The sequence below is a fragment of the Coleofasciculus sp. D1-CHI-01 genome (assembly GCF_040218875.1).
Taxonomy (GTDB): domain Bacteria; phylum Cyanobacteriota; class Cyanobacteriia; order Cyanobacteriales; family Coleofasciculaceae; genus Coleofasciculus.
Map to the genome: position 1 here is coordinate 1 of NZ_JAVJQP010000051.1, position 8,444 is coordinate 8,444.

Consider the following 8,444-nt stretch of genomic DNA (forward strand, 5'->3'; position numbering starts at 1 on the left):
AAAGCCCTAAACCCGCCCCTACTGGGGAAAAACATATCTAAAACGCTTACACTCGGTCAGGGCGGGTTTTGAATAAAGTTGATCATCAATGGCAAAATGAAAGCCCTAAACCCGCCCCTACTGGGGAAAAACATATAACCATTAATCAAGTTCAACTTGTACTTCCACGCGATCAAGACCGCTGCTCAAATTCTCGTGTCTGCGGAAATTGATTGGACTGATCGGTGGAGATAAGGGTTCGTTAACTGAGATTTCCACATCGTCTATTAACTGAAAGTCAGTACCAGCTTGGTTGTTAAAATTAATCTGGCTACCACCTGTTCCTCTCCATGCCAGCGCTGGATCGTCTAAAAAGAACTGGTCAAAATCATCGCCGAGATTTCTCTGTTCAATGCCCATTAGGGATTCACCAGAGAGAGTAACGTCGTCGGCTTTTGTCGTGACGGGTGATTGAGCCGAGACAGGGTTCGCTAAGCCGAAGATGGCGGTTAGGATTCCTATGGCTGTAATATTTTTATATCGCATTGGCGTTCTCTCCCATGAGAGTTTGTTACATTTTTATTATTTTTGATCGAAGTCTGGTTTACCTCTATCAGAGGAAACGATAATTGACAAAGAGGTATCTTCAAGAAGATAGATTTTTCTTCAGAAGCTGTGATTCAATCACCTTTCCAGATGTTCAAGCTAAATGCGATCGCGCCGCCTGTTACGTTCCATGGGTGTCTACTGAAGCTGAGGAAGCAAACATAAGACATAAGACATAAGACGAAATGCTAACTAAGGTTACATCTGCCGACGCACTAACCGGACTTTGACAATAGGGTGGTGTATAAGTTGAATCGACGAGAGGATGAGTTAACCGTGAATCTATCGGTACGAGTCTTTCCCAGAACTTTTGGATATCAAGGGGAAATGAGGTATGAGTTTACTCAGGCAGATGACTTAGTCGGAGTGGTATCTGTCTGTGAGGATGAAACCTCCTATTTTATTCATTTCTTAAACGTCATGCCTGGTAATCGTGGCAAAGGGTATGGGTCTAAAATCCTGAAGATGCTTTGCCAAATGTTGAATGATAAACCGATTACTCTAGAATTGGACAAGGGTAGTCCTTTTGGCATAGAAAATTTACGCGCCTGGTACAGCAGACATGGTTTTGTGTCAACGACTGAGGATTTGATGATACGCCAGCCGTCTATTAGCCGGATACAGGAAGCATGATTTCGGAGATGGGGTGAGGGGGAGATGGGGTGAGGGGGAGATGGGGTGAGGGGGAGATGGGGGAGCTGGGGAAGCTGGGGAAGCAATGTAGAGACGTGCCATGGCGCGTCTGGAAGCTGGGGGAGCTGGGGGAGATATTCGCTGCTGGCGTTATTTCTGCTTTCTTGCACTAGGTGGATACAAGCCACAATAGGATCAACTCTTGACTCTAAAAATTTGCGAATGAGTTACTGCCTTAACCTAACTTGTCCCAAACCCGCCAACCCTGATCATGCCAGATTTTGCTCCACTTGTGGGTCAAAATTACTTTTAGGCGATCGCTACCGGGCGATGGAGTTGATTAGTCAGGGGGGTATTGGTCGTACCTTTCGGGCAATTGACGAATCGGAGTCGGGATTATCCACTTGTATTATCAAGCAGTTTTCACGCACCAATCAAGGGACAACCAATATCGAGAAAGCGGCAGCATCCTTTCGTCAAGAAGCCGCCCGATTACAAACTCTAGGCGAACATCCCCAGATTCCCCGACTGCTGGCTTATTTTGAACCCAATCCGCAAAGGGGAACGACGGGTGCGATCGTGCAACGCTTAGTAGAAGGAGAGAGTTTAGCCCAACAATTAGCGAAAGAAGGGGCATTTAATGAAACCCAGATTCGCCCTATCTTGGCACAACTGTTGCCTGTATTACAGTATATTCATTCTCATCAGGTTATTCACCGAGATATTAATCCAGCCAATATTATTTGTTCTGCCAGTACAGGCGTCGAGACAGAAGCCGATAAACTTGTTCTCGTTGATTTTAGTGCCGCAAAATTGACCACGAAAACAGCATTAGCCCGAACCGGAACGGTTATTGGTTCTGCGGCTTATGCCGCCCCGGAACAACTGATGGGCAAAGCGGTAACAAGTAGTGATTTGTATAGTTTAGGGGTGACTTGTATTCATTTACTAACCAGCATTCATCCCTTTGACTTGTTTAACAGTTTAGAAGGAATGTGGGTGTGGCAAGACTACCTGGTTGAACCGATTAGCGATCGCCTCACGCAAACCTTGAATAAAATGCTGGAGGGGGCGGTAAAACTGCGCTATCATTCAGCCGCCCAGATTCTCCAGGATTTGCATCTCACCCAGACGTTAGCCCAATCATTGTCAGTCGCTTCCCCAAATCCATCGGTTAAACCAAACACGCTAACACCGACGTGGCAATGTGTACGGACGTTGCGGGGTCATTCGAGTTCGATTCATGCGATCGCCTTTCATCCAGACGGACAGATTCTGGCTAGTGGGGGTGCGGATCGTAGCGTCAAACTCTGGCATCTGGATAGTGGTATACCCAGTTGTACATTTTCTGGGCATTCTAGTTTAATTAATACCATTGCTTTTAGTCCAGATGGACAGTTTTTAGTCAGTGGGAGTTGGGATCACACGATTAAACTTTGGGAATTAACGACCCAAACATTAAAGCATACCCTGAAGCAACATTCAGGTTGGATTAAGTCAGTTGCGTTTAGTCCAGATGGACAGCTTCTCGCCAGTGGCAGTGCTGATAAAACAATTAACATTTGGAATTTAAACCTACAAGATATACAGAAAACCCTTGATGGTCATTCCAGCATGATTCAAACGGTTGTCATTAGTCCAAATGGACAAACCTTGGCAAGTGGTAGTGCAGATCGCACGATTAAATTGTGGAATTTAGCCACAGGTGAAATTCAACTAACCCTACATGGGCATACCGATGCCGTCAATTCACTCGTCTTTAGTCCTAGTGGTCAACTTTTAATCAGTGGTAGTGCGGATGCGACGATTCAAGTCTGGAACTTAAAGACAGGTGATATTTTATTGACGCTGACTGGACATACAGATGCAGTCCATTCTGTTGCAATCAGCGCCAAAGGTCGCCTATTAATCAGTGGTAGTGCTGATGGAACGGTTAGACTTTGGCATCCGGGTCGTGGAAAACTGATCCAGACCTTATCGGATCATTCCGCTGGTGTTATGTCTGTGGCAATTAGTCCAGATAGTTCAACCTTGGCGAGTGCGGCTCAAGATAAAACGATTAAACTTTGGCAATTTATTTAAGTAGGGAACAGGGAACAGGGAATAGGGAATAGCTAATTGGGGCTTGCTGCATTAAGCTTAAAGGTATATCATACAAGGGTTTAAAGCCATTTTTTCACCCAACAAGTGCAAGGTTTTTACACCACCATCCTCTTGCATCCTGCGATTTTCACCGACCTAAGCGCCAAATTTTCCCTCAACCGGGGGTCAAAATCTCACCTCTTCCATCCGTCGCGCCATGGTGATGATGTTATTCACATGCCCTTATTCCTGCATCCCAGAATACAAGAGTCGGGCAAATAAACGAGCACCATCATCACGCTTTAACTCATCATAAGTGGGAGGTTCCCGGTGACAAAGATCCCGCAGATCCTGAAGCAGTTCCGGATGGAATTGACAGGTAAATGAACGGCGGATCAACTTACTCTCGAAATCTTTGTAGTTAATACAGGTTGCTGAACATTCTGTCACCACTTCTGTCTCGTCAGCCGTTGAACAAAGAATTTCCACCGCAAAGGGAAGCTGCATTAACCAGGATAAGGGACTCCCGGCTAAAATATGCCGATGGGAGATAATCGCATCATGCAGCAGGCGATATGCCCAGTTTGCAAATAGAATCGCTTCCTCATTCACTTCATCGGAGTGGAACATGGAAATATTTAATTCATGTTCATACTCAATCGACGTATCGATTACCCCTTCAAATTCATCAGCCGTCACCTCATGGGCGATAATTACGTCTTCGGGAATGTTAGACGTGTCGCTATCCGGAGATTCATAATGCAACAATTGACGATCGCCCACTTCTTTCTTTTCATTGGGACCAACCGCAAATTCCGGATCATCCCAGTTTTTGGCAATCAGGTGTCCATTTTTCTTCTTCACCTGTAACGTACTCCCCACCTGTTGAATCTGCTGGCAGACTTTTTTCAAAGATTTTAGGGCTTTACCATTGCGATCGCGTGCCAGATGCTCTAGGCTAAATACCTCATCCACCGCCCGTTTAATTAACCGAATGTGAGATTGTGCCGCCAATTGATGTCCCAAGCAAATAAATAAAGCAGGCGCACTCGTAGGCGATCGCGAAAGCAGTAGTTTATCGGTGAATCTGTGGAGTTCCTCTAGGGAAATTTTGGCATCGTTAAAGCTGCTAGCATCGCGCACCGATGGATCACCGCCTTCTACAACCACCGCTAATCCCGACGTGATCAGCGGTACGACTAACTCTGGCTCAAGCATACCCGATGACCAAAACGGGAACAGCAGTGAATCACAATCGGCAATTTTTTGTGCCAAATACGCCACATTCAGCGACGCCCGCACCTCTTCGCCAATGTGATTGCACCCGACGTGTTCCCAGGGTTCGATCACCGCGATCGCATTGCGGAATAAGGTCGGGTGTTTCATCAGGAAGTCTAAATCATCCTGAGAATTAATCACCTTTTCCAACGGCAATCCTTTGCCCCATTCAAAGCCTTCGTTTTCCATTGTCATGGATAGGTCAGGCAAGGGATCTTCTGAATGCCGATCCGCTAAAAACCGACCCAACAAAATATGAACGGATTCAAAATCAGATCCCCCTTCACACAAGTAACCGGGGCTGAGTCTCCAATCAGTGGTTGTTAATATTTGAGGTTTAACAGACGATGAGTGCGACATAACGGATGATAAGATGATAAGTTCGACATCTATAGTGTTTTCAGATGATTCGTTGACAGCTAAAGCACTGAAACCTTTACTGGGCAAGGCTTGCTTGTTTATCAAATAAAAACGCTATAGATAGATCTGGGTCTTTAACAGGCTTTTTTCTAGTCTACTTATCAACGATTGACCCTGGTATTTGGCTCTATAGAGCGTTTTAAATGAGATGCAAGAAACCCTGAAGACAATCCACCAATAAGGTTTTCCCAGCTTTTCGCATTTACAAATCATTTGTAAATGCTGTATAACCTTGCAAGTCGATTGTCTAGCTGTGAAGTCGAAATCAATATCTTAATGTTTATATCATATTCGTTAGTGAAAGTCAATTCCAACTCTCAACATTCAAATTAACTTAAAAAACTGTAGTTTTCACTACCAAAAGCCTCTTGTGCAAAAAATGCCACCCTTTTTTGTTTACAAATGATTAAGTGTTTGTATAGAAAACTTAAGTTGTACACATCTAGGTATAAACGGCTTCGTCCCTATTTGGGGCGTTGACAAGTTATCTGAGTCAGAGGTGAGGCGTTAAGTCAAGACTATCGATTTCAGTGATTATTTTTGGATTCAGGTTAACAAGGGACAATGGAACAACTTGCCTGAAATTCACAAACTTTTACAATAAATAGCTTGATTATCAAGTATTTTATTTAAAAATCTCTTTGTAAATGGAGAGAAAATTGTTCGTAAATTCAAAATTTAGCAAAGCAAATTTTGAATTTTGTTTTAAGGTAATGTATCCTCAATGAAAGGAATAAAAACCCCAAGGATAATCGAAACCATGAAATCTCAGTCGATACCTGAAATCCTCAAAAACAGAAGGATTTTCCTACCCAAAACACAAACATTACGTAGAGTTATCCAGAAAATTTCTCCGGCTTGGTTAGGTTGTATTCCCCTAGCCGCTATCATCACCGTCCTTTGGCATAGTGCTGCTGATGCCCAAACCGGAGGCGGTGTTTATCTAGAACGGCAAATTGAGGATGTCGCCACCAGTCTTGACCAACTCCAAGGATTTATCAACGTTGGATTTGTGTTGTTTGCCACAACATTGGTGGTGTTTATGAATGCTGGCTTCGGGATGCTCGAAGTGGGGATGTGCCGCCAAAAGAATGCGGTAAATATTCTCACCAAAAACCTCGTTGTTTTCGGGATTGCGATTCTGGCTTACTGGAGCATCGGCTTCTCGTTCATGTTTGGCGCACAAGGCAATTCCTTCATTGGCTGGGGTGGCTTTTTCTTAAGCAGTGGTGATTCAGCAACCTATGGGTTGTCGCCCTTTCCCGAAAACTTACCCGTTGGCATTTTCTTTCTCTTTCAAGCCGCATTCGCTGCTACTGCTGCCACCATTGTTTCCGGTGCAGTTGCCGAACGCATTCGCTTGGATGCCTTCCTACTTTTCAGCTTCCTGATTATCACCAGCTATACGATATCGGGTCACTGGGCTTGGGGAAGTGGCGGTTGGCTGCAAGAAATGGGTTTCACCGATTTTGCCGGGACTACAGTCGTTCACTCTTGTGGGGCTTGGGCTGCACTCGTGGGAGCGATAATGCTTGGTCCTCGGATTGGCAAATACAACGCCGATGGTTCAGTGAATACGATCGCGGCTCATAACTTCAGCCTTGCGACACTAGGGGCTTTGATTTTGTGGCTCGGTTGGTTTGGCTTTAATCCTGGCTCACAACTAGGCGGCAAACTATCGTAATTGCAACTTCTGTCTCCGGCTCTCTTTTAGCATCCAACTCACTGGGCAGTCGAGGAGTTGGTGCAATGAATAAACCACGAATAAATTTCAGACAATCCATGAGATCGCAGTCATCCTGTGGTTTCTTCGCCCCATTTATCCTGCGTGTTCAGCAATCCTCACCCTTCCAGATTCTCCGGTGTCTCGGTCTGACCCACCCTGGTATCACTGGGTTCGCTGTAGCTTGGCTGATCGCGATTCCGACTCTGGTTTCAGCCGAACCCTTGCCGACCAAACCGCAGCGTGTGGGTGTCGTCGGTGCTGCCCCCTTTGTTGTTCGCGAAGATACGAAGATATCAGGCATTAGTGTAGAAATTTGGAATAGGATTGCTAGATCCAAAGGGATAGAGTAACAACTGATTCCCCAGTCTAATGTCCAGGCGACCCTAGATGCGATCGCCAAAGGTGACTTGGATATGGCTATTGGTCCAATTAGTATTACAGCCAAGCGCCTAGAAGAAAACGTTGCATTTACGCTGCCCTATTTCCTGTCTGAGATTAGCGTTTTAACCTCAAGTCAAGAACCCAGCGTTTGGAGTCGCCTCAAGCCCTTTTTTGGGACGGCAGTCGTTACCTCTATTGGTATCTTGATTGTCCTGCTTGCCTTAACCACGGAGCTATACGGTTTTGCTTTACCCGTCAATAGTCCTCTGCTGCACGATCTGAATATCGAATTACTACGCCTAGCGGTTACAGATATTTACTGTCCGGCGAATGTGGCGATGGTTTCCCCCACGAGTACCAGTACCGCAATTTCTGGGGACTGTTTCTTTAGAACTGTTCCCTCTGACCAAGAATCGGCTGATCGATTAGCCAACTACATTGCCCAAAGTAACGTCACTGATCCCGTTGTCTTCTACGCCTCAAATAGTAGCTACAGTCGCAGTCTCAAAGACGCTTTTGAGCAGGAAACGAGTCTGGAAGAAGTCGCCGCTAGTGATCTGTCCCAAAGTGCTTTCAATGCGAGTCCTGAAGTGCGAAAATATGTACAAAACGGTGCAAAAGTTGCTCTACTTTTCCCGAGTACCACCTGGACTTCACGCGCGATCGCAGTAGCTAGAGTTAATCAAGCCTTAGATCCCAATCAGCAAATGCAGATCATTGGCAATGATGCCTTATACTCCGATGAAACTTTAGCATTTGGGAAAAAAGCCGTTGAAGGGATGGTTCTTACTGCGCCTTGGTATCCCAATACCCCCTATGCTCAACAGGCGGCAGAACGTTGGAACACTCAGGTCAGTTGGCGGACAGCTTACAGTTATGATGCAGCTAAAGCGTTACTGGCTGCCATCAAAACCGCTGATTCTCGTGAAGGGGTTTTACAGGCTCTGCGTCAAGTGAGTTTACCAGCCAGTGAAACGGCGGGAGATGAACTCAAGTTTGATGCTGAAGGGAATCGGGTAGGAGCATCGGTTCAGTTAGTGCAGATTGTTCCTACAGATCCGAGTACAACCCCTAGTGACCCTACCAAGTCGGAGGAAGACCCAACCAGCTTGGCGCAACCAGCGCAGCCAGGATTTACGTTTGAACTCTTGAAGTAAGACGGCTCTTCTAGAGTAATTATGATAAATTACCTGTAAATAAAAACAAATAATTGAAATATTTTTACACTCAAAGTTGCTTTGAGTTCCTGCTGTACCTTGATTTGAGGTCAGCTTTTATGATATAAAGTATTCTGAAAATGAACAGCAAAAATCAAAGATTAATACTATGCCATCTAACT

6 protein-coding genes and 1 pseudogene are annotated in these 8,444 nt (G+C 45.2%); 5 read left to right on the top strand and 2 right to left on the bottom strand.

Annotated features, from left to right (window positions below):
• Window positions 1–141 precede the first annotated feature (141 nt).
• Complete coding sequence (locus RIB93_RS09965) at window positions 142–525, bottom strand: hypothetical protein (RefSeq protein ID WP_446372635.1); 384 nt, start codon at window positions 523–525, stop codon at window positions 142–144.
• Between the two features lie 300 nt (window positions 526–825).
• On the opposite strand from RIB93_RS09965, the gene RIB93_RS09970 reads away from it, so the two are divergent.
• Complete coding sequence (locus RIB93_RS09970) at window positions 826–1,218, top strand: GNAT family N-acetyltransferase (RefSeq protein WP_446372636.1); 393 nt, start codon at window positions 826–828, stop codon at window positions 1,216–1,218.
• Between the two features lie 222 nt (window positions 1,219–1,440).
• A complete protein-coding gene (locus tag RIB93_RS09975) occupies window positions 1,441–3,300 on the top strand; it encodes a protein kinase domain-containing protein (protein WP_446372637.1) in 1,860 nt (619 codons plus the stop codon).
• Between the two features lie 243 nt (window positions 3,301–3,543).
• Here RIB93_RS09975 and RIB93_RS09980 read toward each other — a convergent pair whose 3' ends face one another.
• Complete coding sequence (locus RIB93_RS09980; protein ID WP_446372638.1) at window positions 3,544–4,938, bottom strand: hypothetical protein; 1,395 nt, start codon at window positions 4,936–4,938, stop codon at window positions 3,544–3,546.
• An 820-nt stretch (window positions 4,939–5,758) separates the two neighbouring features.
• Here RIB93_RS09980 and RIB93_RS09985 point away from each other — a divergent pair.
• The 3 genes and pseudogenes from RIB93_RS09985 to RIB93_RS09995 form a co-directional block, all read left to right on the top strand.
• Window positions 5,759–6,664: pseudogene (locus RIB93_RS09985) on the top strand (ammonium transporter); the annotation flags it as partial.
• Window positions 6,665–6,780: 116 nt separating this feature from the next.
• On the top strand, window positions 6,781–7,074 hold the full coding sequence (locus tag RIB93_RS09990; protein WP_446372639.1) for a hypothetical protein: 294 nt from the start codon (window positions 6,781–6,783) through the stop codon (window positions 7,072–7,074).
• Between the two features lie 6 nt (window positions 7,075–7,080).
• Window positions 7,081–8,262: an ABC transporter substrate-binding protein gene (locus RIB93_RS09995; protein ID WP_446372640.1), complete on the top strand. Its 1,182-nt coding sequence runs from the start codon at window positions 7,081–7,083 to the stop codon at window positions 8,260–8,262.
• The last annotated feature ends 182 nt before the right edge of the window (window positions 8,263–8,444 follow it).